The sequence below is a fragment of the Devosia riboflavina genome (assembly GCF_000743575.1).
Lineage (GTDB): Bacteria > Pseudomonadota > Alphaproteobacteria > Rhizobiales > Devosiaceae > Devosia > Devosia riboflavina.
The window spans coordinates 1-23097 of the sequence record NZ_JQGC01000028.1 but is presented as its reverse complement, the minus strand read 5'-3'; the positions used below and the strand labels follow the sequence as shown (position 1 = coordinate 23097).

At 62.0% G+C, this 23097-nt stretch carries 29 protein-coding genes, 1 other RNA gene and 1 pseudogene; 25 read left to right on the top strand and 6 right to left on the bottom strand.

Annotated elements, in window-relative coordinates; translation table 11 throughout:
* Window positions 1-39: 39 nt before the first annotated feature.
* Window positions 40-1068: a class I fructose-bisphosphate aldolase gene (locus tag JP75_RS21340; protein ID WP_035086749.1), complete on the bottom strand. Its 1029-nt coding sequence runs from the start codon at window positions 1066-1068 to the stop codon at window positions 40-42.
* Between the two features lie 206 nt (window positions 1069-1274).
* Here JP75_RS21340 and JP75_RS21335 point away from each other — a divergent pair, with 206 nt between their 5' ends.
* The gene (locus JP75_RS21335) at window positions 1275-2105 is read left to right on the top strand and encodes an aldo/keto reductase (protein WP_035086836.1); all 831 of its coding nucleotides are present in this window, start codon (window positions 1275-1277) and stop codon (window positions 2103-2105) included.
* 191 nt (window positions 2106-2296) lie between these two features.
* Here the strand turns inward: JP75_RS21335 and JP75_RS21330 are convergent, their stop codons facing one another.
* Window positions 2297-2671, bottom strand: a complete 375-nt coding sequence (locus JP75_RS21330) for a cell division protein ZapA (RefSeq protein ID WP_035086748.1) — start codon at window positions 2669-2671, stop codon at window positions 2297-2299.
* A gap of 3 nt (window positions 2672-2674) precedes the next feature.
* On the bottom strand, window positions 2675-2962 hold the full coding sequence (locus tag JP75_RS21325; protein WP_035086747.1) for a DUF4164 family protein: 288 nt from the start codon (window positions 2960-2962) through the stop codon (window positions 2675-2677).
* A 237-nt stretch (window positions 2963-3199) separates the two neighbouring features.
* Between JP75_RS21325 and tkt the strand changes: the two genes are divergently transcribed.
* The 4 genes from tkt (at window position 3200) to JP75_RS21305 (ending at window position 7627) form a co-directional block, all read left to right on the top strand.
* Window positions 3200-5176 carry a transketolase gene (gene tkt, locus JP75_RS21320; RefSeq protein WP_035086745.1) on the top strand — a complete coding sequence of 659 codons (1977 nt, stop codon included), beginning with the start codon at window positions 3200-3202 and terminating at the stop codon, window positions 5174-5176.
* Window positions 5177-5225: 49 nt separating this feature from the next.
* Window positions 5226-6233, top strand: coding sequence for a type I glyceraldehyde-3-phosphate dehydrogenase (gene gap / locus JP75_RS21315; protein WP_035086743.1), 1008 nt, complete (start codon window positions 5226-5228; stop codon window positions 6231-6233).
* A gap of 261 nt (window positions 6234-6494) precedes the next feature.
* Window positions 6495-7034: a hypothetical protein gene (locus JP75_RS21310; protein ID WP_035086740.1), complete on the top strand. Its 540-nt coding sequence runs from the start codon at window positions 6495-6497 to the stop codon at window positions 7032-7034.
* 62 nt (window positions 7035-7096) lie between these two features.
* A complete protein-coding gene (locus JP75_RS21305) occupies window positions 7097-7627 on the top strand; it encodes a putative glycolipid-binding domain-containing protein (protein WP_051961082.1) in 531 nt (176 codons plus the stop codon).
* A gap of 107 nt (window positions 7628-7734) precedes the next feature.
* Here JP75_RS21305 and JP75_RS21300 read toward each other — a convergent pair whose 3' ends face one another.
* Window positions 7735-8706 carry a MerR family transcriptional regulator gene (locus JP75_RS21300; RefSeq protein ID WP_035086738.1) on the bottom strand — a complete coding sequence of 324 codons (972 nt, stop codon included), beginning with the start codon at window positions 8704-8706 and terminating at the stop codon, window positions 7735-7737.
* Between the two features lie 129 nt (window positions 8707-8835).
* On the opposite strand from JP75_RS21300, the gene JP75_RS21295 reads away from it, so the two are divergent.
* The 9 genes from JP75_RS21295 (at window position 8836) to JP75_RS21260 (ending at window position 14608) form a co-directional block, all read left to right on the top strand.
* Window positions 8836-9126: a hypothetical protein gene (locus JP75_RS21295; RefSeq protein WP_035086735.1), complete on the top strand. Its 291-nt coding sequence runs from the start codon at window positions 8836-8838 to the stop codon at window positions 9124-9126.
* 85 nt (window positions 9127-9211) lie between these two features.
* Entirely contained in the window at window positions 9212-10414 is a 1203-nt protein-coding gene (locus tag JP75_RS21290; protein ID WP_035086734.1) for a phosphoglycerate kinase, read from the top strand.
* 84 nt (window positions 10415-10498) lie between these two features.
* Window positions 10499-11182 carry a glutathione S-transferase family protein gene (locus JP75_RS21285; protein WP_035086732.1) on the top strand — a complete coding sequence of 228 codons (684 nt, stop codon included), beginning with the start codon at window positions 10499-10501 and terminating at the stop codon, window positions 11180-11182.
* Window positions 11182-11523 carry an ArsR/SmtB family transcription factor gene (locus tag JP75_RS21280; RefSeq protein WP_035086731.1) on the top strand — a complete coding sequence of 114 codons (342 nt, stop codon included), beginning with the start codon at window positions 11182-11184 and terminating at the stop codon, window positions 11521-11523. Before JP75_RS21285 ends, JP75_RS21280 begins: the two co-directional genes overlap by 1 nt.
* Window positions 11513-11986: an SRPBCC domain-containing protein gene (locus tag JP75_RS21275; RefSeq protein ID WP_035086730.1), complete on the top strand. Its 474-nt coding sequence runs from the start codon at window positions 11513-11515 to the stop codon at window positions 11984-11986. Before JP75_RS21280 ends, JP75_RS21275 begins: the two co-directional genes overlap by 11 nt.
* A gap of 68 nt (window positions 11987-12054) precedes the next feature.
* Window positions 12055-12212: non-coding RNA, 6S RNA (gene ssrS / locus JP75_RS26045), on the top strand.
* Between the two features lie 28 nt (window positions 12213-12240).
* Window positions 12241-12828 carry a 5-formyltetrahydrofolate cyclo-ligase gene (locus JP75_RS21270; protein ID WP_035086729.1) on the top strand — a complete coding sequence of 196 codons (588 nt, stop codon included), beginning with the start codon at window positions 12241-12243 and terminating at the stop codon, window positions 12826-12828.
* The gene (locus tag JP75_RS21265) at window positions 12825-13640 is read left to right on the top strand and encodes a TIGR00282 family metallophosphoesterase (protein WP_035086728.1); all 816 of its coding nucleotides are present in this window, start codon (window positions 12825-12827) and stop codon (window positions 13638-13640) included. The genes JP75_RS21270 and JP75_RS21265 overlap by 4 nt, the downstream gene beginning before the upstream one ends.
* A 221-nt stretch (window positions 13641-13861) precedes the next feature.
* Window positions 13862-14608 (top strand): YebC/PmpR family DNA-binding transcriptional regulator, encoded by a 747-nt coding sequence (locus tag JP75_RS21260; protein ID WP_035086726.1) that lies wholly within the window; start codon window positions 13862-13864, stop codon window positions 14606-14608.
* Window positions 14609-14724: 116 nt separating this feature from the next.
* On the opposite strand, the gene JP75_RS21255 is transcribed toward JP75_RS21260, so the two are convergent.
* Both JP75_RS21255 and JP75_RS21250 read right to left on the bottom strand, forming a co-directional pair.
* Window positions 14725-15507 (bottom strand): GGDEF domain-containing protein, encoded by a 783-nt coding sequence (locus JP75_RS21255; RefSeq protein ID WP_051961080.1) that lies wholly within the window; start codon window positions 15505-15507, stop codon window positions 14725-14727.
* 59 nt (window positions 15508-15566) lie between these two features.
* On the bottom strand, window positions 15567-16244 hold the full coding sequence (locus tag JP75_RS21250; protein WP_051961078.1) for a GGDEF domain-containing protein: 678 nt from the start codon (window positions 16242-16244) through the stop codon (window positions 15567-15569).
* A gap of 234 nt (window positions 16245-16478) precedes the next feature.
* Here JP75_RS21250 and ruvC point away from each other — a divergent pair, with 234 nt between their 5' ends.
* The 11 genes and pseudogenes from ruvC to JP75_RS26895 form a co-directional block, all read left to right on the top strand.
* On the top strand, window positions 16479-16985 hold the full coding sequence (gene ruvC / locus JP75_RS21245) for a crossover junction endodeoxyribonuclease RuvC (RefSeq protein WP_035086831.1): 507 nt from the start codon (window positions 16479-16481) through the stop codon (window positions 16983-16985).
* Entirely contained in the window at window positions 16982-17599 is a 618-nt protein-coding gene (gene ruvA, locus JP75_RS21240; protein ID WP_035086725.1) for a Holliday junction branch migration protein RuvA, read from the top strand. The genes ruvC and ruvA overlap by 4 nt, the downstream gene beginning before the upstream one ends.
* 62 nt (window positions 17600-17661) lie before the next feature.
* The gene (locus JP75_RS21235) at window positions 17662-17946 is read left to right on the top strand and encodes an AbrB/MazE/SpoVT family DNA-binding domain-containing protein (protein ID WP_051961104.1); all 285 of its coding nucleotides are present in this window, start codon (window positions 17662-17664) and stop codon (window positions 17944-17946) included.
* Window positions 17943-18341, top strand: coding sequence for a PIN domain-containing protein (locus tag JP75_RS21230; protein WP_035086724.1), 399 nt, complete (start codon window positions 17943-17945; stop codon window positions 18339-18341). Before JP75_RS21235 ends, JP75_RS21230 begins: the two co-directional genes overlap by 4 nt.
* The gene (gene ruvB / locus JP75_RS21225) at window positions 18338-19381 is read left to right on the top strand and encodes a Holliday junction branch migration DNA helicase RuvB (RefSeq protein WP_035086723.1); all 1044 of its coding nucleotides are present in this window, start codon (window positions 18338-18340) and stop codon (window positions 19379-19381) included. Before JP75_RS21230 ends, ruvB begins: the two co-directional genes overlap by 4 nt.
* 2 nt (window positions 19382-19383) lie before the next feature.
* Window positions 19384-20238: a metallophosphoesterase gene (locus JP75_RS21220; protein ID WP_051961076.1), complete on the top strand. Its 855-nt coding sequence runs from the start codon at window positions 19384-19386 to the stop codon at window positions 20236-20238.
* Window positions 20235-20732, top strand: a complete 498-nt coding sequence (locus JP75_RS21215) for an NUDIX hydrolase (protein WP_051961074.1) — start codon at window positions 20235-20237, stop codon at window positions 20730-20732. Before JP75_RS21220 ends, JP75_RS21215 begins: the two co-directional genes overlap by 4 nt.
* On the top strand, window positions 20729-21127 hold the full coding sequence (gene ybgC / locus JP75_RS21210; RefSeq protein WP_035086719.1) for a tol-pal system-associated acyl-CoA thioesterase: 399 nt from the start codon (window positions 20729-20731) through the stop codon (window positions 21125-21127). Before JP75_RS21215 ends, ybgC begins: the two co-directional genes overlap by 4 nt.
* 196 nt (window positions 21128-21323) lie before the next feature.
* Window positions 21324-22025 carry a protein TolQ gene (gene tolQ, locus JP75_RS21205; RefSeq protein WP_035086716.1) on the top strand — a complete coding sequence of 234 codons (702 nt, stop codon included), beginning with the start codon at window positions 21324-21326 and terminating at the stop codon, window positions 22023-22025.
* A gap of 1 nt (window position 22026) precedes the next feature.
* On the top strand, window positions 22027-22467 hold the full coding sequence (gene tolR, locus JP75_RS21200) for a protein TolR (protein ID WP_035086714.1): 441 nt from the start codon (window positions 22027-22029) through the stop codon (window positions 22465-22467).
* An 8-nt stretch (window positions 22468-22475) separates the two neighbouring features.
* A pseudogene (locus tag JP75_RS26895) lies at window positions 22476-23097 on the top strand (hypothetical protein); the annotation flags it as partial.

The window sequence follows — 23097 nt, the reverse complement described above, 5'->3', positions numbered from 1 at the left end:
GGGACGTCAATAAGAGATCAAGCAGCCTGATCGAGACGATCAAGCGGCCCGGTCGAGCTCGTTGGTCCATTCGCCGAGAGCGGCGAGCGAGTTCATATGGGCGCGGTGGGTGAAGGCGGCTTGCGCCGCCGGGAAATTCTCGCGGCGGCCGGCCCAGGTGCGCAGCGCCACGTTCTGCAGGGCCCGACCATAGGAGAAGGTCATCGGCCAGGGCTTGAACGGAATGCGGTTCATGGCCGAGAGATGGGCGGTCGCTTCTTCGTCGGTCTGGCCGCCCGAAAGGAAGGCAATGCCCGGCACGGCGGCGGGAACATGTTCCTTCAAGACTTCCACCGTGCGCTTGGCCACTTCCTCGACGGAGGGCCGATCGCGCGAATTGACCCCGGGCAGCACCATATTGGGCTTCAGGAGCATGCCCGAGAGATCGACGCCGGCAAGGCGCAGTTCCTTGAAAGTGTTTTCGAGCACTTCGCCGGTTACCTGGGCGCAGCGTTCGAGCGAATGGTTGCCGGGATCGCCATCGCCGACGACTTCGGGCTCGACCACCGGCACGATGCCGGCTTCCTGGCAGAGGATGGCATAGCGGGCCAGCGCATGGGCATTGGCGCGAATATTGTTGCGGGTCGGGGCCACGTCATTGATGGTGATGACGGCCCGCCACTTGGCAAAGCCGGCGCCGAGCGAGGCATAGCGTTCGAGGCGCTGGCGCAGGCCGTCGAGACCCTCGGTGATCTTTTCGCCGCTATCGCCGGGCATGGGAAAGGCGCCGCGGTCGACCTTGATGCCGGGAATGGTGTCGACATCGGCGAGAATGGCGCGGAACGGGGTGCCGTCGGCAGCGGATTGTTCCAGCGTCTCTTCGGTGAGGATGACACCCGAGATATAGTTGCGCATCGCATCGGTCGAGCGGAACAGCATCTCGCGATAGTCGCGCCGAAGGTCGAGGGAATTGGGCAGGTTGATCTTGGCGAAGCGCTTGGCAATCGTGCCTTCGGATTCGTCCGCGGCGAGAATGCCCTGGCCTTGTGTCATCAGCTTCTGAGCGATGGCATTGAGCGACTTGGTCATCTTCTGTCTGGCGCCTTGGTGTGGGAACGGGGATGCCAGAAGCTTAGACTTTCGGATCGTGCCGTCGATTAGACCTTGGGTTATCAGACGAAAGGATGATCTTGTATGGTAGATTCTTTTGGAACTTGGCAGCACGGTTCTTTCATCGTAATAAGACGATGAAGCTGAGTCCTTCGGCGCAATTCTCCCTAGCAATGGATAACAAGATGAGCACGCAACCCCACGTGACCTTCCACGACGGCCGTTCCATTCCCCAGATCGGGCTCGGCGTCTGGCAGACACCCAATGACGTCGCCGTCACCGCCGTCGATGCAGCACTCAAGGCCGGCTATCGCCACATCGATACCGCCGCCGTTTATCAGAACGAAGAAGGCGTGGGGCAGGGCATCGCCAAGTCCGGCGTCGCCCGCGGCGACATCTTCCTCACCACCAAGGTCTGGAACGACGACCAGGGTTTTGACGAAACCCTGCGTGCCATGGATGCCAGCTTGAAGCGTCTTGGCACCGACTATGTCGATCTCTATCTCATCCACTGGCCCTCGGCCTATCGCGGCAAATATGTCGAAACCTGGAAAGCGCTGATCCGCCTCAAGGAAGAAGGCAAGGCGCGCTCCATCGGCGTCTCGAATTTCGAGGGCACCTATATCGACGACCTCGCCGATGCGACCGGCATTTTGCCTGTGATCAACCAGGTCCAGCTCCATCCGCGCTTCCAGCAGCGCAAGCTCCGCGCCGCCTATGAGCCCAAAAAGATCATCACCGAAAGCTGGAGCCCGCTCGGCCAGGGGACGCTGCTCGCCGATCCGGCGATATCAGCCATCGCCCAGCGCCACGGCAAGAGCCCGGCCCAGGTCATCATCCGCTGGCACATCGAAGAAGGCCTTGTCGTCATCCCGAAATCGGTGACCCCGAGCCGCATCGTCGAGAATTTCGATGTTTTCGATTTCTCGCTGAGTGCCGAGGATAAGGCCGCGATCAACGGGCTGGATAGCGCCGATGGTCGTATCGGGTCTGATCCGGTGACGGCGCAGTTCTAAGCGGGATTTTCCGCGATCTCGATTCTTCCCTCGCCCCTTGAGGGAGAGGGACAGATTTTTTGCGTTCAGCAGAAAATCAGGGTGAGGGGTATTCTCACCTCCGCAGAGGAGCGAGTGGTGAGAATACCCCTCATCCGCCCTTCGGGCACCTTCTCCCTCAAGGGGAGAAGGAGGTCCGGTGAGTGGGGTAGCTACCCCTGCAACGTCGCCGTCTCGTCCAGCACGCCGGCAATCGACTCGATCACCCTGCTCGCCTCATCGAGTTTCCCCGCAAAAGCCTTTTCCGTCGCTTCCAGTTCATCGGCGATCTGGTGCCCCGCCTGGGTGAGGTTCTCGACCTCGGCTTCCAGCGCCGCAATCCTCCGATTTGCCTCGGTCAATTCATCAAGCACCGCAATGCCGGCCATCACCGTCAACCGGTTGTCGCCGATTTCGCCCACGGCGCCTTTGAGGCCTTCGACCTGGGCATTGAACCGCTCGGCCAAAGCAATCAGATGCCCCTGCTGGCCCTCCTCGCAGGCCATGCGATATTTGCGTCCGTTGATTTCGACATTGACCTCGGGCATCGGCTACTCCGTTTTCGCCAAGACAGAACGCACGGTTTCCATGGCCTCAACAAGGCGGCGGGAAACTTCGTGGGCGCTGTCGTCGAGCCGCTTGGCACGTGCCGAGGTCTTGTCGAGCTCGGTCGCCAGCCGCGCGCGCTCCTGCACCAGGCGCTGCGTATCGACCTCGATGCGCTTCAACCGCTGCAGGCGGCCGGTCATATCCTGAAGGCTCTGGTCGAGCCGCGCCATGGCGCCGTCGAAGCGCTTTGCCGCTGCGGCGAGGCCGTCTTCATCCTGTCCGTCACTCATTGGCCGCAACTACCCCTAACGCAACGTCGATTCAAGCGCACAGACCCTGCCCCAAGCCCGGCCCCATTGCAATCGCAGACCGGCAAATCGCAAGCAAAACTGGACGCCTCGGGCCTTTGGCGACATTGACAGAAGGGCCGAACCTGTTATGCCTCAACCCGCCTTTGGGAGGAGGGCCACGAGGCCTTCTATCCCCTTACTCCCTGCCTTCCTCAGCATTAGAGAGCGGCCCGCCAGATGACGAACACAGCCCAGCAGAACGAATTGGCCAATGCGATCCGGTCGCTGTCCATGGACGCGGTCGAAAAAGCCAATTCCGGTCACCCCGGCCTGCCCATGGGCTGCGCCGATATCGCCACCGTGCTCTTTACCAAGGTGATGAAGTTCGATCCCGCCGACAGCCACTGGGCCGATCGCGACCGCTTCATCCTCTCGGCCGGCCACGGCTCGATGCTGCTTTATTCCTCGCTCTATCTCCTCGGCTACAAGGAGATGAGCATCGAGGACATCAAGAATTTCCGCCAGCTCGGTTCCAAGACCGCCGGCCACCCCGAATTCGGCCATGCCGAAGGCATTGAAACCACGACCGGCCCGCTCGGCCAGGGTCTTGCCAATTCGGTCGGCTTTGCCGTTGCCGAAGCCAAGCTCGCCGCCGAATTCGGCTCCGACATCGTCGATCACTACACCTGGGTTCTCGCCGGCGACGGTTGCCTCATGGAAGGCATTTCACAGGAAGCGATCTCGCTCGCCGGCCACCTCAAGCTCAACAAGCTCGTGGTGATCTGGGACAACAACAACATCACCATCGACGGCAAGGTTTCCAATGCCGACTCGACCGACCAGATCGCCCGCTTCAAGGCTGTCGGCTGGAACACGATCGAGATCGACGGCCACGACCAAGACGCCATCGAAAAGGCCCTCAACGACGCGAAGAAGTCGACCGACAAGCCGACCCTGATCGCGGCGAAAACCACGATCGGTTTCGGCGCGCCCAAGAAGGCTGGCACGGAAAAGGTCCACGGCGCTCCGCTCGGCGCCGAAGAACTGGCCGGCGCCAAGGCCGCCCTCGGCATCGACTACCCGGCCTTCGAAATCCCGGCCCACATTCTCAACGCCTGGCGCGCCGCCGCCACCCGCTCGCAGAATGTTCGTGGCGAATGGGAAGCCCGGCTGGCCAAGTCGGACAAGAAAGCCGAATTCACCCGCCGCATGTCCGGCAAGCTGCCGTCCGACTTCGCCGCCGTCATGGCCGCCTATAAGGAAAAGCTCGTCGCCGACAAGCCCAAGGTCGCCTCGCGCAAGTCGAGCCAGATGGCCCTCGAAGTCATCAACAAGAACGTGCCGGAAACCCTGGCCGGTTCTGCCGACCTGACCCATTCGAACCTCACCAACACGCCCGAGACGCTGCCCTTCCAGGCTGACAACCGTCTTGGCCGCTACATGATGTACGGCATCCGCGAGCACGAAATGGGCGCCGCCATGAATGGCGTGGCGCTCCATGGCGGTCTCATCCCCTATGGCGGCACGTTCATGGTCTTTACCGACTATGCCCGCCCGGCCATCCGCCTCTCGGCCCTGATGGAACAGCGCGTCATCTATGTCATGACCCACGACTCCATCGGCCTCGGCGAAGACGGCCCGACCCACCAGCCGGTGGAACACCTCTCCGCCCTCCGCGCCATTCCGAACCTGCTGGTTTTCCGTCCGGCCGATGCGGTCGAAACCGCGGAATGCTGGGAACTGGCCATGACCTCGGAAAAGGCCCCGTCGATCCTCGCGCTCTCGCGCCAGAATCTTCCCGCCGTCCGCACCGAAAACTCGACCGAAAACAAGTCGGCCAAGGGCGCCTATACCCTCGTCGGCCCCGCCGATGCCGATGCGATCATTTTCGCGACCGGTTCGGAAGTCGCCATCGCCGTCGAAGCCCAGAAGGCGCTCACCGAGCAGGGCGTAAAGGCCCGCGTCGTCTCCGTGCCGTCCATGGAGCTCTTTGCCAAGCAGTCCGACGCCTACAAGGCCGAAGTGTTGGGCACGGCCAAGGCCCGCGTTGCCGTCGAAGCCGGTATCGAAATGAGCTGGAACAAGCTGCTGGGCGACAAGGGTCGTTTCGTCGGCATGCACTCGTTCGGCGCTTCCGGTCCGATCGATGCGCTCTATGCCCACTTTGGGATTACGTCCAAGGCGGTTGTTGAAGCCGTCACCGCACAGTTGTAAGAGAGCCGCGCCTCCCTTTCTCCTTTCTCCCCTCTAGGAGCGTTAAAACATGGCAGTTCGCGTCGCCATCAATGGTTTTGGCCGTATCGGCCGTAATGTCCTGCGTGCCATCATCGAATCCGGCCGCACCGATATCGAAGTCGTTGCCATCAACGACCTCGGCCCGGTCGAGACCAATGCGCATCTCCTGCGCTTCGATTCCGTCCATGGCCGCTTCCCGCATACCGTGACGGTTGCTGGCGATACCATCGATGTCGGCCGCGGCCCGATCAAGGTGACCGCCGAGCGCGATCCGGCGAACCTGCCGCATGCCGCCATGAACGTCGACATCGCGCTCGAATGCACCGGCATCTTCACCTCGAAGGAAAAGGCCTCGGCCCATCTCAAGGCCGGCGCCAAGAAGGTGATCATCTCGGCTCCCGGCGACGGCGCCGACAAGACCATCGTTTTCGGCATCAACCACGCCTCCTTGACCAAGGAAGACGTGGTTATCTCCAACGCCTCATGCACGACCAATTGCCTCGCGCCGCTCGCCTATGTGCTGCACAAGGAATTCGGCATCGAGAAGGGGATGATGACCACCATCCATTCCTATACCGGTGACCAGCCGACCCTCGACACCATGCACAAGGATCTCTATCGCGGCCGCGCTGCGGCCCTCTCGCAGATCCCGACCTCGACCGGCGCGGCCAAGGCCATCGGCCTCGTGCTGCCCGAACTCAAGGGCAAGCTCGACGGCGTCTCGATCCGCGTGCCGACCCCGAACGTCTCCTGCGTCGACTTCAAGTTCATTTCCAAGCGCAACGTCACCGCGCAGGAAATCAACGACGCAGTCAAGCGCTATGCCGACGGCGAACTCAAGGGCGTGCTGGGCTATACCGATCAGCCCAACGTTTCCATCGACTTCAACCACGACCCGCATTCCTCGACCCTGGCGCTCGACCAGACCAAGGTGATGGACGGCAATTTCGTGTCTGTCCTCTCCTGGTACGATAACGAATGGGGTTTTTCGAACCGCATGGCCGACACGGCTGTGGCCCTGGGCAAGACGCTCTAGGCGACTTTCGCCAACTGGTATTGAAAGGGGCGCCGCAAGGCGCCCTTTTTGTTTTGGTTCACCCACAAACCTCACCACAAACACGATTGTCACCCCGGCGAAGGCCGGGGCCCATCCCGAAATCTCAAGTTGGGCCCCGGCCTGCGCCGGGGTGACATGCGGTGGGTGTTTGAGGGGGCGTTGTAAGGGCGACCATTTGGCCAATCGCCTTGCCCGCCCTCTCGGCATAGGTTCAGACCAAACCGCCATCCGAGCTTTGCCATGCGTCTTGTCCCTATCCTCCTCCTGCTGCTCGCTACCCCGGCCCTTGCCGCCGAAGACACCGAAACCGGGCTCGGCGTAAACCTCCCGGACACCTTCGTGGTCGAAGCCGCCGAATCCCCGCCGCCCTACAATGTCACCTTCGGCGTCAAATCCGCCTCGGACGAACCGGCGCCGCTAACCGGCGAAAAATACCTCTGCCAGGTCAGCTTCCAGTCCGTGCCGGCCAATGCCGGGTTGACCATGGAAAATATCAACGAACAGATCGGCTCGCCCGGCTGGATCGCCATGGCCAAGGACGGCATGGAGTCGATTTTCGATTTCGTGTCCGACGCCTCGTTCGAGCTCGACGGCTACAAGGGCCATGAATTCATCGGCAAGCCCAAGCAGAAGAATGCCGAGCATGTTCGCCTCGTGCTCTCCATGGTCGAGACAGCTAGAGGCCGCACCGCCATTTCCTGCGTCACCGATGCAGACCGGCTCGACGCTGTGCTGCCTGCCTTCCACACCATCCGCGACGGCGTCACACCGCCGGTCTGACGCCGCGCTTGCTTTCCCCGCGCGCATTTGCTGCAAATGCGATGCGTGTCGGGAGAAGCGTCTTGAGCCTCAATCAGTCCTATCGGTGGCGTGGTCTTGATCTCAAGACGCTGGAGCATTGCCACGTCATCGCCAATGGCCGGGACACCCGCATTCGCGGCGCCATCATCGGCGACGATTTCGGGCTCTTTTACCGCATCAAGCTCGACGAAAACGGCCATACCCGCACGCTAAAAATCGAGCGGGCCGATGGCAAGGCGCTGGAACTCTTTTGCGACGGGCAAGGCGGCTGGTCGGACGATCGCGCCGAGCCGATCTCGGGCTTAAAGGGCTGCGTCGACGTCGATATCTGGCCCACGCCCATGACCAATTCCCTGCCCATCTGGCGCAGCGAGTGGCAGGACGGAAAGCCGCAGAAATTCGCCATGGTCTGGATCGACGCGACGACCATGGAAGTCCGCCGCGCTGAGCAGGTCTATACCCGGCTTGATAGCGGCCACTTCCGCTTCCAATCGGATGATTTCGAGGCCGTGCTGGCGGTGGATGCAGATGGGCTAGTGACGGACTATCCGGGGCTGTTTGCACGGGCCTGAGCTCACCACCGGCCGTCATCCTCGGGCTTGACCCGAGGACACTTCACTTAGGGATGTTGGCGCAAGTACAGGGCTCTCGGTTCGAGCCCGAGGGTGACGAGATCAGGTCAGCTCATCCGCACAACCATGCCCGCCGTCCGCGCCCGCGCCTCCGGCGTTCCCAGGCAATTGCTGACGCTCTCATAGCCCGGCGATCCCGCCACGGCCAAAACCTCGAAAGGCACGCTGTGATTGGGCGGACAAAAGAGGATCGCGTGACCGGCGCTCACCGCTTCGAGATCGAGCACCGCATTCGACCGCGTCATCACCACCAGCGGCATATCGCCCTCGCTCCGCCGCTGCAGCCAACCGCCGAGCGCCAGTTGCGTCGCTTCGTCCAAACCCTCCTCGACGAGATCGATTGTCCCCACCCGCTCATCATCGCGGACCATGCTTGCCAGCACGGCGCGAAGGGCAGGGCTATCCGTGGCCCCGTCCTCCAGCAGCCATTGCAGCTCATGCGCCACCCCGGCGGACATAGCCTCCGGCGCAACCCGATCGAGACCCGCAAATGCTCCACCCAGTGCCTCCGCCAGCGCCATGGCCAGCCGCGTCTTGCCGCTGCCGAGCGGCCCGACGAGATAGGTCACCGGCGCGAGCCGCTTCAGTGCAAAAGTCTCGCCATTCCACGGCCAGGGTAGTGTCAGCGACACGGCAGGCTGCCCTGCCGCCAGATCGGTAAGATCAGGCGCCCGGCCTTCGCTGAGATCATTGCGCCAGACACGCACCCGCTCGATGGCATCGAGGAGACCCGTCAGGCTGCCTTCAAGACGGGTCTGGTGTTCGGCAAGGGCCTTGTCGAGGTCGTGGCTTCTGCCCGAGAGCACCGCGGCAATCTGGGCAAGGCTCAGCCCGAGCGTGCGCAGCGCCACGATCTCACGGAGCCGCGCCATCTGCTCGCGCCCATAATGCCGCCAGCCATTGGCACCGCGGATGGGCGTAACAAGGCCGCGCTGCTCATAAAGCCGCAGCGCCTTTGCCGAAATGCCGAGCGCGCGGGCCGCCTCGCTAGGCGAAAAAACTTGGTCGGAACGGGTCAAGGGGAATCACCTCCAGATTTGACCCTTACTCTCATCAGGGCGGTCCCAGGGGACGGGTCAAGCCCCCGTCAACGCCCTGTCACCAAATCGGCCTAGAATCTGATTTGTCAGCAAGGCTTGGAGCGAACAATGTTCCATCTCACCCGTCGCTTTCATTCGGCCCTGCCACTGGCCTGGCTCGGCGCAGGGTTTTTGGACAGCCTGATGCTCCTGGCGCTGCCGGCCCTGGTGATGCTGGCCCATCTCGTCAGGCGCCACCAGCGCATTGTCGGTCTCGTCGGCACTGCGCCTTGGGCCAGCCTCGGTTTTGCCCGCCATGTCATGGTCGACGATCTCGTACGCCTGGCCGCCTGGACCGCGCTGAGCCCGTTCGTCTTCCTTTTCGGCCATCAGTTGCGCCGCGTTCTCATTGGGAGCTGACGAGAATCTTCGTCACAGTGCTTTTCCGATCCGTCTGCCTCTGATAGGCCAAGGCCCAAGTTTCGTATCTCTTCGGAGCCTGGCCATGACCGCGCAATTCAAGACTCTCGACGAACTCGACCTCAGCAAGAAGGTCGTGCTCCTCAGAGCCGACCTCAATGTTCCCGTGGCCGATGGCAAGGTGAGTGACGCGACGCGCATCGAGCGCCTCGTTCCCACCATCCGCGAAATCGTCAAGCACGACGCCAAGGTCGTGCTGCTTTCCCATTTCGGCCGGCCCAAGGGCAAGGTCGATCCCGAATTCTCGCTCGAACAGGTCTGCTCGGCCGTTGCCGACGTCACCGGCCACCCCGTCGGATTCGTCGCCACCGACTGGACCGATGTGAGCGCTGCCAAGCAGGCGATCGCCGAAGCGCCGGCCGGCTCGGTCCTCGTCCTTGAAAACACCCGCTTCCATCCGGGCGAAGAAGCCAATGATGTCGAGCTTGCCAAGCGCATGGCGAGCCTCGGCGATGTCTATGTCAACGACGCCTTCTCGGCCGCGCACCGCGCCCACGCTTCTACGGAAGCCCTGGCCCATCTCCTCCCCGCTGCCGCCGGCCTTGCCATGCAGGGCGAGCTCGAAGCGCTCGAAAAAGGCCTTGGCAAGCCCAAGAAGCCGGTCGTCGCCATCGTTGGTGGCGCCAAGGTGTCGTCCAAGATCGACCTTCTCGAAAACCTCGTCACCAAGGTCGATGGCCTCGTCATCGGCGGCGGCATGGCTAATACGTTCCTCTTTGCCCAGGGTTTTGGGGTCGGCAAATCGCTCTGCGAGAAGGATCTTGCCGATACCGCCCGCCGCATCATGGACAAGGCCGACAAGGCCAATTGCGCCATCATCCTGCCCGTGGACGCCGTGGTCTCCTGGCATTTCAAGGCCAATTCGCCGACCCGTCTCTATGGCGTCGATGCCGTCGATCCCGACGGCATGATTTTGGATATCGGCCCCTCCTCGATCGAGCGCATCAATGGCGCCATCGACGATGCCCATACCGTCATCTGGAACGGCCCGGTCGGCGCCTTCGAAATGGAGCCTTTTGACGCTGGCACCGTGGCCATTGCCAAGCACGTTGCCAAGCGCACCCATGACGGGCACCTGATCTCGGTCGCCGGTGGCGGCGATACGGTCAGCGCGCTCGCCCATGCCGGCGTCAAGGATGCCCTGACCTATGTGTCGACCGCCGGCGGTGCCTTCCTCGAATGGATGGAAGGCAAGCCCCTGCCGGGCGTGCAGGCGCTCAAGAAGTAAAGTTTCCATCTTCGGAAACTTTCTCTTGCATCATATCGGGCTGCCAGATAGTTTCTTTATATCGAAACTATCTGGCAGCCTTTGATGTCTCTGACGCTCTACGTCCACCCGCTTGCCTCCTTCTGCCACAAGGTGATGATCGCGCTCGAAGAGGCGCAATTGCCCTATCGCGCCGTTACCGTGGATTTTTCGGATCCTCTATCGGCCAGACAGGTTTCCGACCATTGGCCTGTCGGCAAAATCCCGCTGCTTCACGACGAAGCGACCGGCCGGCATGTGGCCGAAACCACCATCATCCTCGAATATCTCGCGCAGCGTCATCCGGGCATTGCGAAACTCTGGCCAAACGACCCGGAAACACTCCTCGAAGCGCGGCTCTGGGACCGCTTCTTCGATCTCTATGTGCAACAGCCCATGCAAAAGATCGTCACTGACCGCATTAGGCCCGCAGGCGCCAATGACCCCCATGGCGTCGCTGAAGCGCGCGAAAACCTGCGCCTGGCCTATGGCATGATCGAGAAGCACATGACCGGTCGCGAATGGGCTGTGAGCGACGACTTCTCCATCGCCGATTGCGCCGCGTTTCCGGGCCTCTTCTTCGCCGGTATCGTCGAGCCATTCCCAGCTTCCGCCACGGCGCTCAGCGCTTATATCGAGCGTCTCCTTTCGCGCCCGTCCGTCGCTTCCGTGCTTGCTCAAGCCCAGCCTTATTTTACAATGTTCCCCTATCGCGGCGCCATGCCGGCGCGCTTCCTGCCGGGGTCCTGATGTCAGCCGAACTCGATACCGTCTTCCAGGCCCTCGCCGATCCCTATCGCCGCGCCATGGTTTCGCGCCTCGTCGAAGCCGGCCCGACCTCGATGAAGGAACTGGCCGCGCCCTTCGATCTCGGCCTGCCGTCCACCCTGAAGCACCTCAAAGTGCTGGAGAATGGCGGCATCATCACCTCGAAGAAAGAGGGCAGGGTGCGCACCTTTTCCATCTGCGAGGAAGGCCTAAATCCCCTCCGCACCTGGCTCGACGCGCATCAGCGCCATCTCGAAACCGGTTTCGATCGCCTCGCCGCCGCCATGGCGGCTAATCCCGAGGACAAGTCCGATGGCCAGTGATCCCGCCCATTCGCGCTTCACGCTCGATCGTGTCCTGCCCGGCTCCCCCGCCCATGCCTTTCGCTTCTGGTCCGATCCAAAACTGAAAAATCTCTGGGCCGGCTGCCATCCCGATTGGACCGAGCGTGAGGTCCGCCACGATTTCCGCATCGGCGGCCACGATTTCAGCCGTCTCGCCGATCCCATGGGCGTCGAGCACGAGGTCGACATTGCCTATCTCGACATCGCGGTGCCGGATCGCGTCGTCTATAGCTACGCCATGCGCGTCGACGGAAAGCCGCTGTCCGCCTCGCTCGTCACCCTGCTCTTCCGCCCACACAATTGCGGCAGCCTGATGCGCTATGACGAACATCTGCTGCTGCTCGACGGCAGCGACGGCGCCGCAGCGCGGGAAATCGGCACCGGCCATGGTTTTGACCGGCTGGAAGCCGTCATGGCCGAGAGCCTTGCCGCCATGTCATAAAAGCGCATTGGCGCACACACATTCTTGTGGGTTGCCGTTTGCGCGGGGCAGGGGAAGCGCCTATATCTCTTGGGCTGCCCGGTACGTGAGGACACACATATCCCCGGGGCCTTAATCGATCCTAAGGGAGCTGTCCCTGACCAGGCCCGTGGGCTTGGACATACGGCGCCCACCTACGTGAGTAGGTTCCCGGGATCGCTCGTCCCACGGCCAGGGCGGCACCTATTCTTCAGAGATCCCAGAGACAGGCGCGTATGGTGGAAGACGGAATCGAGGCCGAAAAGGCCCTCCTGCGCAAAACTGCACGGGCGCGCCGCGAGGCGCTTTCTCCCGAATTCCGCGCCGAAGCCTCCAGTGCCATTTCCTTCCACTTCTTCGACAAGATCGCCTTCGGGCCCGAAGACGCCATTGCCGGCTATTGGCGCATTCGCGACGAGGCCGATTGCCAGCCCATCCTGGTGCGCCTGATGGATGGCGGACAGACCGTCATTCTGCCTGTCGTCAACGGCCCCGAAGAACCGCTCGAATTTCGCATCTGGGGCGCCGATGCGCCGCTTTACGAAGCCGGCTTCGGTACGCTCGCGCCCTCCGATCTCGCGCCCCGCTCCGAGCCCGATCTCATTCTCATGCCGCTCCTCGGCTTTGACAAAGCCGGTACGCGGCTCGGCTATGGCGGGGGCTATTATGACCGGACCCTCGCCTCGCTGCGCAAAAGGCCGATGCTGATCGGTCTCGCTTTCTCGGCGCAGGCCTTCGACCATATTCCGCGCCAAGCCCACGATATTCCGCTCGATGCTGTTGTCACCGAAAACGGGGTCGAATTCTTCGAGGCCAATTTATGAAATTGCTTTTTCTGGGTGACGTGGTCGGCAAGTCCGGCCGCGACGCCGTCGCCGAACGCCTGCCCGGCATTATCGCCACCTATGGCTTCGATTTCGTCGTCATCAATGGCGAGAATGCCAGCCATGGCCGCGGCCTCACCGAATCTCATTTCAAGGGTCTGCGCGATGCCGGCGCCGATATCGTGACCCTCGGCGATCACGCCTTCGACCAGCGCGAGGCGCTGAGCTATATCGAACGCGAAAATACCCTGCTCCGCCCCATCAATTTTGCCCCCGGCGCCCCCGGACGCGGCGCCATGATGGTCGAAGGCCGCAATGGCCACCGGGTTCTCGTCGTCAATGCGATTGGCCGTGTCTTCATGCAGCCCATGGACGACCCCTTCCGCGCCGTCGAAGCCGCTCTCGCCGCCGCGCCTCTGGGCGAAGTCGTCGATGCCGTGATCGTGGATTTCCACACCGAGGCGACCTCGGAAATCCAGGGCATGGGTTTCTTCCTCGATGGCAAGGCAACGCTGGTCGTCGGCACGCATACCCATATCCCGACCTCCGACCATCGCATCCTCAGGGGCGGCACCGCCCTGATGGCTGATGCCGGCATGTGCGGGGACTTTGACTCCATCATCGGCGTCGATGCCGAAGAGCCGCTCAACCGCTTTCTCACCGGCATTCCCAATGGCCGCTTCACCCCAGCCGAGGGCGAAGCGACGCTTTGCGGCGTGGCGGTGGAGACCGATCCCCGGACAGGTCTGGCGAAAAAGGTCCTTCCGGTGCGGATCGGTGGCACCCTCGCTCAGGCTCTTCCGGATTTTTGATCTTTTTGGGTCTAGCAATCCCCCACCCTTGATCCCTCCCCACAAGGGGAGGGAGACGATGGAACCGAGAAGACTGAGGCTTGCGCCTCCCTCCCCCTTGTGGGGAGGGAATGAGGGTGGGGGTAGCGGCTGCCATAGAAGCTGCAATAGCGCACACCCTTCCATTTTCCCCCGTCGCCCCCTATAAGCACCGCCAAAATTCAGAAAATCCGAGGTACCGAATGGCAGGCCATTCACACGCCAAGAACATCATGCACCGCAAGGGCAAGAGCGATGCCGTTCGCTCGAAGATCTTCTCCAAGCTCGCCCGCGAAATCACCGTGGCCGCAAAAATGGGCATGCCGGACCCGGCCTTTAATGCCCGCCTGCGCCTGGCCGTCGCCAATGCCCGCGCCCAGTCCATGCCCAAGGACAATATCGACCGAGCCATCAAGAAGGCGCAGGGCAGCGATGGCGAGAACTATGATGAAATCCGCTACGAAGGTTACGGCCCCGGTGGCGTCGCCGTCATCGTCGAGGCGCTGACCGACAATCGCAACCGCACCGCCTCCAACGTGCGCTCCTACTTCTCCAAGAACGGTGGCGCCCTGGGTGAAACCGGTTCGGTCGGCTTCATGTTCGATCGCGTTGGCGAAATCACCTATCCGCGTTCCGCCGGCTCGGATGACAAGGTCATGGAAGCCGCCATCGAGGCTGGCGCCGACGATGTCGAGAGCGACGAAGACGGCCACTATATCTACACCTCGTTCGAAGCCATGGTCGAAGTTTCGTCCGCCCTCGAAAAGGTGCTGGGCGAAGCAGAAGCGGTAAAGGCCATCTGGAGGCCGCAGAACGAGACCCCGATCGACGCAGAAAAGGGCGCGACGCTGATGAAGCTGATCGCCACGCTCGAAGAAGACGACGACGTGCAGAACGTCTATTCCAACTTCGACATCAGCGAAGAAGACGCAGCGAAGATCGCGGGCTGACGCACGGCCGTAAGGCAAAATCGCTCCAGTGGAGCGATTTTAGTAAGTCAGGCCATTCGAGCTACGCTCGAATGGCGGGGTACTGAAATACAAAGGGCGGTTCACACCGCCCTTTTTCACGCCGATCTCCTAAAATCCACCGGCGGCTGATCGAGCGTATGCACGATTGCCGCCTGGTTGCGCCCCGAATGCTTGGCGCCGTAAAGCCGCTGGTCGGCAATATGGAACAGCTCGGTGAAATTGGTCATCCCATCGAAGACCGCGCCGCCAATGCTTACGGTCAGCGCATAGGCCTGGCCGCGCGGCGAAAACTGGGCCAGTTGCACGGCCCGCCGCACGCGCTCGGCCATCTCTTCGGCATTGTCCTGGTCGACACCGGGCAGGAAAACGCCGAACTCTTCCCCACCCATGCGCCCGATAAGGTCGCCGGCGCGCAAGACCGAGCGGATGGAGCGCGCCAATATGGTCAGGGCTTCGTCGCCCGCATCGTGGCCATGCAGGTCATTGATGGCCTTAAAGTTGTCGGCGTCGATGATGAGCAGCGCGCCGGTCTGCGGCCCGACACTGCTCGAAAGGTGGGTCTCCACCTTGGCGGTGAAGGCACCGCGATTGAGGCAGGCGGTCAGGCTGTCGGTGCGCGCGACGAGGCCGAGCCGCCGGTTCATGATGGCGAGCGAGCGGATGCGCATCGAGAGAAAGAAAAATAGCGGCACGGCCAGCAGCAGCGGCAACACCATGGCCGAAAGCATGGCCCGGTGCAGCGCCGCGGGGCCGAGATCGGCAAAGGTCACCGCATTATAGATCAGCGCGACGACGACGCAGGCCAAGGGACCAAAGAGGGTCCAGCGGGCAACGCTGGACCAGCTTTGCAAACCGTTGACCGCGCGCGGTGACATCATGCTGACAACCCCCTTGGTTCTTGATCGGTGACCGGAAGAAATAAAGAGAAAGGCGACCCTCAGGCCGCCTGGGGCAGGGCGACGCGATCGCGGCCACTCTGTTTGGCGCTATAGAGACGTGCGTCGGCCTCTCGATAAAGGGCTCTGAACGCAATGGGCTTTTCGTGCGCCGCGCCTCCGATGCTGACGGAAAGCGGGCAGGCGACGCCCTCGGGCGTAAAATCGATATCGGCAACGGCCCGACGTACCTCGTTGGCTATGCCTTCGGCGCCGGCGAGATCCATATCGGGCAGGTAGATGCCAAATTCCTCGCCGCCCAGGCGCCCGACAAGACCGGGCTGGGGAATAGTCAGGCTCAGGGCATGGGCAATGTCGCGCAGTGCTTCGTCGCCGTGGTCATGGCCGAAGCGATCATTGACGGATTTGAAGTGGTCGGCATCGATCACCAGCAGCACGCCACGGCGGTGCGGCGCGGTGCAGTATTTTTCGACGGCTGCCGAAAAGGCGCGGCGGTTGAGAATATTGGTAAGGCCGTCGATGGTGGCGAGCCGGGTCAGTTGCGCATTGGCATGGCGCATGCGCTCGGTGCCGATGGCAAAGGTCAGGATCATCGGCCCGCCGAGGCAGATCGGCATGACGATGGAAATGAGCAGGCCGGGCATGTTCACGCCGGCAGAAAAGGTCGCCATGAAAACCACGGTCGCTATCACGGAGATAACGACCGAAAGCCCCATCATCAGAAATGTCTTACGGAAAATCCAAAGCCACGCCTGCTTCGGTAGCGCCGTTGCTAGCCCCGTCATCGTGAATCAGTGTCCCTGCGTCCCTCACCGACACTAGGACCCCGTTTCTGAATTCCCCGTTTCTCCAATGAGTAAATTTTGAGCTATCACAGCTTCTTGGTATCCTGAAGTTTCTGTTTTGTTCACTAGGGCCTTGGTAGGTTCGCTGAAACTGCTAGAAGGATGGCCATGAGCAAGAGTGTTCGAATCATTGGCATCGACCCGGGGCTGCGCCGCTGTGGCTGGGGCATTGTCGATGCGCTCGACAATCGGCTGAGCTTCGTGGCGGCCGGAACGGTGACCCCGCCGATCGATGGCATGCTGGCCGATCGCCTCGCCATGCTGGCTGCCGGCCTCAAGGAAGTGCTGACCCAGCACCAGCCCGAGGAAGCGGCGGTCGAAGAAACCTTCGTCAATGCCGGCGCCCGTTCGGCACTGATCCTGGGCCAGGCGCGCGGCGTGGCGCTCGTCACCCCGGCCCAACATGGGCTGTTCGTTGCCGAATATGCCACCAATCTCGTCAAGAAATCCGTGGTCGGTACCGGTCACGCGGAAAAGAAACAGGTGGAGTTGATGGTGCGCACCTTGCTGCCGACGGCCAATTTCAAGGGCGCCGACGCTTCGGACGCTCTGGCCGTCGCCATCTGCCACGCCCATCATCGGGTTTCCGCACGTCGCATGGGAGCGCTTCTATGATCGGCAAGCTCAAGGGCCTGGTCGATAGTTTTGGGGACGATTGGGTTCTCATCGATTGCGGCGGCGTCTGCTACGAGGTGCATTGCTCCACCCGCACGCTGCAATCCCTGCCGCGCGTCGGCGAGGCCACGGTGGTCTTCATCGAGACCATTTTGCGCGAAGACTTGATCCGTCTCTTCGGCTTTGCCAGCGAAGCGGAAAAATCCTGGTTCCTGCTGCTGACCACCGTGCAGGGGGTCGGCGCCCGCGTGGCGCTCGCCATTCTCTCCGTGCTCTCGCCTTCCGAGCTTTCGAGCGCCATTGCCCTCCAGGACAAGGCCATGGTCGGCCGCGCCAATGGCGTCGGCCCGAAACTGGCCGTGCGCATCGTCACCGAACTCAAAGGCAAGGTTCCGGCCATCGGCGGCATCGACGCCGGCACGCTGGGCCTGCAGACGGCTTTGGGCGAAGGCGTCGCCAAGTCCAATGTCGCCGACGCCGTCTCCGCCCTCACCAATCTCGGCTATTCCAGCGCCCAGGCTTCGGCCGCGCTGGCGCGGGTGGTGGCCAAAGAGGGTGAGGACACGGCCACGGAAAAGCTCATTCGCCTTGGGCTCAGGGAATTGAGCCAATAGTCGCCTTGTTTTTGATCCTTTTCCTTACTATTTTGTCCGGGTAAGGAATCCGAGGATTGGCCATGAATTCTCAGCAGAAGCTGGTGGGGCGTTCTATTGCTACCAGCAAGGGGCAGACGACCATTCCAAAACCCTTGAGGGATGCCGTCGGCATAAAGGACGGGACGCCCCTCACCTGGATTTTGGAAAATGGCGCCATCCGCGTTGTGGCCAAGACCCTGAATGCAGCCGATTTGGCTGGCTTTCTGGGGCCGCCGCCAAGCGGCGTGCATCTGACGATCGAGGACATGGACAAGGCGATAGGCGAGGCTGTTGCCGAGCGATACGAGCGAAAGACGCGACGGTGATTGCTCTCGATACCAATGTCCTCGCTCGTCTGCTGGTTGGTGACGATGAAAAGCAAGCGCGTGCCGCTCAGCACTTGATCGCGCAGCACGACAGCACCGATCCGATTTTCGTGGGCCGGGAGGTCATCATCGAACTCGTTTGGCTGCTGACAGCTCGATACGAGTATCCGGTCGACGCCGTTCGTGCCGCACTGGACGGGCTTTTCATGAGCGCCAATCTGGCGATCGAAGACGAAGAGATGATCAAGGCTGCTGTCTACCTGGCGGAGCGGACCGGGGCAGACATTGCGGATGCGATCATCTCGGCAATAGCTGCTCAAGAGGGGTGCGCGAAAATCATGACCTTCGACAAAGATGCCGCCAAACGCATCTCCGGAATGGAACTGCTCGCGTGACCGACTTTACTTCCCCCGCCGCTGGCCGCGACGACAATCTCGACGTTTCCCTGCGTCCGTCCGGCTTTTCCGATTTCGTCGGCCAGGCCGATGCGCGGGCCAATCTCGAGGTCTTCATCGAAGCCGCCAAGAAGCGCGGCTCGGCGCTCGATCACGTGCTTTTCGTCGGCCCGCCGGGTCTGGGCAAAACCACGCTCGCCCAGATCATCGCCAAGGAACTCGGCGTCGGTTTCCGCGCCACCTCCGGCCCGGTCATCGCCAAGGCCGGCGATCTCGCCGCGCTCCTGACTAATCTCGAAGAGCGCGATGTGCTCTTCATCGACGAAATCCACCGCCTCAATCCGGCGATCGAAGAAGTCCTCTATCCCGCGATGGAGGATTTTCAGCTCGACCTCATCATCGGCGAAGGTCCTGCCGCCCGCTCAGTGCGTATCGATCTCGCCAAATTCACCCTCGTCGGCGCCACCACCCGCGCGGGCCTTCTCACCACGCCGCTGCGCGATCGCTTCGGCATTCCCGTCCGGCTCAATTTTTATACCCCGCAGGAATTGGTCCAGATCGTTACCCGCGGCGCCCGCCTCATGGGTACGCCCATGTCGCCCGACGGCGCTCTGGAGATCGCGCGGCGTTCACGCGGCACCCCGCGCATTGCTGGCCGCCTGCTGCGACGCGTCATTGACTTTGCCCTCGTCGATGGGGCGTCAGAAGTGAACAGTGTGCTAGCCGATAAGGCTCTCTTGCGCCTCGATGTTGACGCACGCGGGCTCGATCAATTGGACCGCCGCTACCTCACCACCATCGCCGATTTCTACAATGGCGGCCCGGTCGGCATCGAAACCATCGCCGCGGCATTGAGCGAGCCGCGCGATGCCATCGAGGAAATCGTCGAGCCCTATTTGCTGCAACAGGGCTTTATCCAGCGCACCCCGCGCGGCCGCATGCTCACCGCTATCGCCTTCCAGCACTTGGGAAAAACCGTGCCGCAGGGCTTTGTCGGCATGCAGGCCAGCCTCTTCGAGGAAGCCGGAGACGAGGACTGAGCATGGCGCCACTCCTGCAGCGCCTTTTTAGTCTTTTCGGTGCCCATAGCTGGATCGGCGGCGATGATATCATCGTCCGTCGCTATGCGCCCCGGCCACCCAACTGGCCGCAGGACCTGAAACTGCGCATCGCCATGCTCAGCGATTTTCATTTTTCTGAGCCGTGGATCGGGCTACAAGCCCTTGACGGGATTGTCGAAAAGACCAATGCGCTAGAGCCCGATATCATCCTGCTGGTGGGTGATTTCGACGATGGTCCACACTTCAGCCGGCCGGTCCCGCGCGACGATTGGGCCCGCGGCCTGGCGCGCCTGAAGGCGTCGCTCGGCGTTCACGCCGTGCTCGGCAATCATGACTATCCCCGCCTCATCGAGAAGCGGCACCGTTTTCTGACCGAGCCTGGGGCAAAGGCGGCTCTCGAAAAGGTGGGCATTCCCGTCCACATCAATGACGCTATCCCATTGATCTGGAACGGTAAAAACTTCTGGCTCGCTGGTCTCGGCGATCAATGCACGGAATTCGAAGACGGCACGCCTTTGGCCGATCTCGATGGCACGCTGGGCAAGGTAACGGACGATGGCCCCATCATCCTCATGGCCCATGAGCCCGATATTTTCCCGAAAGTCCCTAACCGCGTCGCGCTGACCCTCTCGGGTCATGTCCATCGTGGGCAAATCCGGTTCTTCGGATTTGCTCCGGTCGTGCCATCACGCTATGGCCGGCGCTATCTCCATGGCCATATCGTTGAAAACACCAGGCATCTCATCGTCGGTGCGGGTCTCGGCCATTCCGGCCTGCCGCTGCGTTTCGATGCGGCGCCCGAAATCCTTCTCATTGAGCTTGGAGGTCAAGCGTGACCGCTCGCCATGTCCTGAGCTTTCCCATGAAGGAAGGCCGCTTCAATTTTCGTGTCGCGGGAATCATCATCGCCGACGGTCACCTGCTGATCTGCCGGGAGGACGATGACGACTATGCCATGCTGCCCGGTGGCCGCGTCGAGCTGGGCGAGGATAGTCTTCTAAGTTTGAAGCGAGAAATCGCTGAAGAAATCGCCCTGCCGGCCGAAATCGGTCCGATGGTTGCGACCTCGGAAAGCTTTTATCGCCGTGAAGGCGAGGATTTTCACGAGCTTGGTTTTTTCTATGTCGTGACGCTGTTGGGGCAGGGGCCGAATGGCAATTCGCCCTGGCTCGAACGGCAGGATGAAGGCCATGACCTGCAATTCCACTGGGTGCCGCTGGCCGGCGACGGTCTGGAAAAATTCAACCTGCTGCCGCGCTGGTTGCCAAATTTCCTCCGCGATCTGCCAAAAACCCACGCCCATGTGATCCATGACGAGCGCGGCGCATGAGCACGCATAAATTTCCCGTCCGCATCTATTACGAAGACACTGACTTTTCCGGTTATGTCTATCATGCGGCATACCTTAAATTCTTCGAGCGGGGCCGCACCGAATTTCTGCGCGATCTCGGTATTCATCATTTCGAGCTGATCGAAGACGGCATTGCCTTTGCCGTGCGCAAGATGGAGATCGACTTTCTCGGCGCCGCGAGGATTGACGATCTTCTTAGCGTCGAGACCAGAGTTGCCGAGGCGACGCCGGTTCGCCTCGTGCTCGAACAGACAATTCTGCGTGAAGATGCGGTGCTGACGAAGGCCCGCGTTCTGGTCGTGGCCATCAAGACGACAGGCGGGCCTGTGCGGCTACCGGCTGGGTTGCGGGCCCTGTTGCAAGGCGAAACTTGAGCGCGAGCGCTTGGGGAATCGCTTTGTTAACCACTTGGTCACCATAATCGAGTCAAAGGAGCGATTGCGCTATGGGGCGGGCCGAGAGGCCCGGTTTGCAGGGCATTTCTCTTAATTTTGACAGATTCCGCCCCCATCGACCAAAGCATGGGGCCGGGCGCTTGGGCCGGGCCGAAAGGATCACTTCATGGAAGTCATGGATGCAGTGGGAGCGGCCGCTCCACATGCCGACCTGTCCATTTGGGGACTGTTCTGGGCGGCCGACATCGTCGTCAAATCGGTGATGCTGGGCCTCTTGGGCGCCTCCGTCTGGTGCTGGGCCATCATTGTGGACAAGACCATCGCCTATCGCCGCGTCAGCGCCGAGATGAACAATTTCGAAAAGACCTTCTGGTCCGGCCAGTCGCTTGAAGAGCTTTACAAGCAGCAGTCCGAAAAAGCCTCCGGTGGCATGGGCGCCGTCTTCGTCGCCGCCATGAAGGAGTGGAAGCGCAGCCACGAACAGAACGCGGCGAGCTTTGTCGGCATGCAGCAGCGCCTCGACAAGGTGCTCGATGTCGCCATTTCGCGCGAAAGCGAATTTTTGGAAAAGCGCCTGGGCTTCCTCGCCACCGTCGGTTCGGCCGGTCCCTTCATCGGCCTTTTTGGCACGGTCTGGGGCATTATGAACGCCTTCACCAATATCGCGGCTTCGTCCTCGACCAATCTCGCGGTTGTCGCCGGCCCGATCGCCGAAGCGCTGTTCGCGACCGCCATCGGCCTTGTCGCCGCTATTCCGGCCGTTATCGCCTACAACAAGCTTTCGGCCGACTCGGCCAAGATGATCGGGCGCCTTGAAGGCTTTGCCGACGAGTTCTCGACCATTCTCAGCCGCCAGCTCGAAGCCCGGAGCCGCTGATATGGGCATGGGAGCAGCAGGCGGTGGAGGCGGGGGCGGCGGACGCCGCCGTCGCGGTCGCCGGAAAGCGGTGATGAGCGAAATCAACATCACGCCCATGGTGGACGTGATGCTGGTGCTGCTGATCATCTTCATGGTCGCCGCGCCGATGATGACGGCCGGCGTGCCGGTCGACCTGCCGCAATCGGCCGCTGCCGACATGCCGAGCCAGACCCAGCCCATCACCGTCGCGGTAACGCCCGAAGGCGCCATCTTCGTCGATGAGACGCCAGTGGACGAAGCCAATCTCGTGACAACCGTTGCGGGCCTCGCTACGCCGGAAGACCGGATTTTCCTGCGCGGCGACACGACCGCCAATTACGGCAGCGTGATGCGCGTCATGGGCCTCTTGTCGGCCGCCGGCTATTCCAAGATCGGGCTCGTTACCGAGCGCGAGCAATAGGCCCGCCGATGCGTACAGGCGTCGCGGTTTCAGTTTCAGCGCATGTGTTGCTGATCGTGCTTGGTTTGATCAATCTGGGATCGACCGAGCCGCTGACGCCTGTCACCGCGTCGATCTCGGTCGATCTCGTGCCGATTGAAGAATATTCCAATATCCGCGCCGGTCAGCTCGACTCGACCGTTGTCGAGACCGATACGCCGTCCGTGGTCGAAAGCGACGATCCGGCCGAACTCGCCCAGCCCACCGGCAATACGCAGGAAGACCAGCCGACCCCGTCGCCTGCCGATGTGCCGACACCGCAGCCGGTGACGCAAACAGCGCCTGCCCCTGAACCTGCGCCGCAGCCCGAGCCGGTGCCTGAACCCACGCCAGAACCAGAACCGGCTCCTGAACCGGAGCCGGCACCCGAGCCCGCTCCTGCTCCGGAACCCGCACCGCAGCCTGCTCCGACGCCGACACCCACTCCGCCGACGCCGCAGACGCGTCCGCAGCCCGCTCCCACGCCGGAGCCGACCCCAGAGCCCGAACCGGCTCCGGAACCAACGCCCACGCCCGCTCCGACGCCCGAGCCCACCCCTGAGCCGACGCCGGAACCCGAGCCCACGACGCCTGCCGTCGCGGCGCCGACCC

Excerpts from the sequence above, each read along its gene's own strand:
- JP75_RS21220 (WP_051961076.1), top strand. The coding sequence starts at position 19,384 with ATGGCGCCACTCCTGCAGCGCCTTTTTAGTCTTTTCGGTGCCCATAGC.
- JP75_RS21265 (WP_035086728.1), top strand. The coding sequence starts at position 12,825 with ATGAAATTGCTTTTTCTGGGTGACGTGGTCGGCAAGTCCGGCCGCGAC.
- JP75_RS21295 (WP_035086735.1), top strand. The coding sequence starts at position 8,836 with ATGTTCCATCTCACCCGTCGCTTTCATTCGGCCCTGCCACTGGCCTGG.
- JP75_RS21335 (WP_035086836.1), top strand. The coding sequence starts at position 1,275 with ATGAGCACGCAACCCCACGTGACCTTCCACGACGGCCGTTCCATTCCC.
- ybgC (WP_035086719.1), top strand. The coding sequence starts at position 20,729 with ATGAGCACGCATAAATTTCCCGTCCGCATCTATTACGAAGACACTGAC.
- tkt (WP_035086745.1), top strand. The coding sequence starts at position 3,200 with ATGACGAACACAGCCCAGCAGAACGAATTGGCCAATGCGATCCGGTCG.
- JP75_RS21280 (WP_035086731.1), top strand. The coding sequence starts at position 11,182 with ATGTCAGCCGAACTCGATACCGTCTTCCAGGCCCTCGCCGATCCCTAT.
- tolR (WP_035086714.1), top strand. The coding sequence starts at position 22,027 with ATGGGCATGGGAGCAGCAGGCGGTGGAGGCGGGGGCGGCGGACGCCGC.
- ruvA (WP_035086725.1), top strand. The coding sequence starts at position 16,982 with ATGATCGGCAAGCTCAAGGGCCTGGTCGATAGTTTTGGGGACGATTGG.
- JP75_RS21260 (WP_035086726.1), top strand. The coding sequence starts at position 13,862 with ATGGCAGGCCATTCACACGCCAAGAACATCATGCACCGCAAGGGCAAG.
- JP75_RS21285 (WP_035086732.1), top strand. The coding sequence starts at position 10,499 with ATGTCTCTGACGCTCTACGTCCACCCGCTTGCCTCCTTCTGCCACAAG.
- JP75_RS21330 (WP_035086748.1), bottom strand. The coding sequence starts at position 2,671 with ATGCCCGAGGTCAATGTCGAAATCAACGGACGCAAATATCGCATGGCC.
- JP75_RS21325 (WP_035086747.1), bottom strand. The coding sequence starts at position 2,962 with ATGAGTGACGGACAGGATGAAGACGGCCTCGCCGCAGCGGCAAAGCGC.
- JP75_RS21275 (WP_035086730.1), top strand. The coding sequence starts at position 11,513 with ATGGCCAGTGATCCCGCCCATTCGCGCTTCACGCTCGATCGTGTCCTG.
- JP75_RS21340 (WP_035086749.1), bottom strand. The coding sequence starts at position 1,068 with ATGACCAAGTCGCTCAATGCCATCGCTCAGAAGCTGATGACACAAGGC.
- JP75_RS21270 (WP_035086729.1), top strand. The coding sequence starts at position 12,241 with ATGGTGGAAGACGGAATCGAGGCCGAAAAGGCCCTCCTGCGCAAAACT.
- tolQ (WP_035086716.1), top strand. The coding sequence starts at position 21,324 with ATGGATGCAGTGGGAGCGGCCGCTCCACATGCCGACCTGTCCATTTGG.
- gap (WP_035086743.1), top strand. The coding sequence starts at position 5,226 with ATGGCAGTTCGCGTCGCCATCAATGGTTTTGGCCGTATCGGCCGTAAT.
- JP75_RS21290 (WP_035086734.1), top strand. The coding sequence starts at position 9,212 with ATGACCGCGCAATTCAAGACTCTCGACGAACTCGACCTCAGCAAGAAG.
- JP75_RS21235 (WP_051961104.1), top strand. The coding sequence starts at position 17,662 with ATGAATTCTCAGCAGAAGCTGGTGGGGCGTTCTATTGCTACCAGCAAG.
- JP75_RS21310 (WP_035086740.1), top strand. The coding sequence starts at position 6,495 with ATGCGTCTTGTCCCTATCCTCCTCCTGCTGCTCGCTACCCCGGCCCTT.
- JP75_RS21250 (WP_051961078.1), bottom strand. The coding sequence starts at position 16,244 with ATGATGGGGCTTTCGGTCGTTATCTCCGTGATAGCGACCGTGGTTTTC.
- JP75_RS21255 (WP_051961080.1), bottom strand. The coding sequence starts at position 15,507 with ATGATGTCACCGCGCGCGGTCAACGGTTTGCAAAGCTGGTCCAGCGTT.
- ruvC (WP_035086831.1), top strand. The coding sequence starts at position 16,479 with ATGAGCAAGAGTGTTCGAATCATTGGCATCGACCCGGGGCTGCGCCGC.